This is a genomic window from Protofrankia sp. Cr1, assembly GCF_963555865.1.
Lineage (GTDB): Bacteria > Actinomycetota > Actinomycetes > Frankiales > Frankiaceae > Protofrankia.
In genome coordinates this window covers 2277-3309 of sequence record NZ_CAUVXO010000142.1, presented here as the reverse complement: position 1 = coordinate 3309, position 1033 = coordinate 2277, and the positions used below count along the sequence as shown (strand labels likewise).

1 protein-coding gene is annotated in these 1033 nt (G+C 69.1%); it reads left to right on the top strand.

Annotation, left to right across the window (positions count from 1 at the left end; all coding sequences use genetic code 11):
- The first annotated feature begins 105 nt into the window (after positions 1-105).
- The gene (locus U9980_RS13305; protein ID WP_322768195.1) at positions 106-990 is read left to right on the top strand and encodes an RDD family protein; all 885 of its coding nucleotides are present in this window, start codon (positions 106-108) and stop codon (positions 988-990) included.
- The last annotated feature ends 43 nt before the right edge of the window (positions 991-1033 follow it).

The following is a 1033-nucleotide window of genomic DNA, read 5'->3' as shown; positions in this document are numbered from 1 at the left end:
GGGAACAGGCAGGTTGAGGATAATGGGTGCCCCTGCCCGGGCCTGCACCCCCCGGGAGATATCGTCCAGAATCATGCGGGAGACGACACGGACCGGAGACGCGGCGTGAGCCAGTTGGTCACCGGCGAAGCCGTCACGATCGACCTTCGAGTCGCCCGGCTCGGCTCGCGGCTCATCGCCGCCACTGTCGACCTCAGCCTTCAGGTCGTCGCGCTCCTCATCATGGCCTTCGCCGCGTTCATGATCGTGGGTCCGGACAACGACGCGCTCGCCGCCACCGTCTATCTGCTCATCGTGGTCACGGTACTGGTCGGCTACCCGGTGACGGCCGAGACCGTCTGGCATGGACGCACCATCGGCAAGGTGGCCATGGGGCTGCGCGTGGTGCGCGACGACGGCGGACCGATCCGGTTCCGCCATGCCTTCGTCCGCGGCCTGCTCGGTGCCGTGGTCGAAAGACCCGGTGCCCTGCTGGGGATCCCCGCCGTGGTCAGCATGCTGATCTCGGAGAAATCCAAGCGGCTGGGCGACCTCCTCGCCGGCACGGTCGTCCTACAGGAGCGGATCCCACGCGGTAACGCCGCGCCGGTGATGATGCCTCCGCAGCTCGCCTACTGGGCGTCCAGCCTGGACCTGTCCGTGTTCGGGGACGCCCTGGCGCTCTCCGTCCGTCAATTCCTCGGCCGGGTCCAGGAGCTCTCGCCCGAGGCTCGCGAGCGAATCGGCAGCCAGCTCGTGGCTTCCGTGCTTGCCGTCGTCACGCCACCACCGCCGCCGGGTACACCCGGTTGGGCCTACCTGTCCGCGGTCCTCGCCGAACGCACCGCACGTGCACATCGGCGGCTCACCGGCGGCCCGCCGGGATGGCAGCCGTCGCCCTACCCGAATCCGGCATTCCAGCATCCGGTCTCCCCGCACCCGACCCAGCGGATGCAGCCGACCCAGCCGGTTGAGCAACCCGCACCCGGCCCCTTCGTCCCGCCGAGCTGAAAGCCCGTTTTGGGTCGATCCTCGTCCGGCGCCATCAATGATC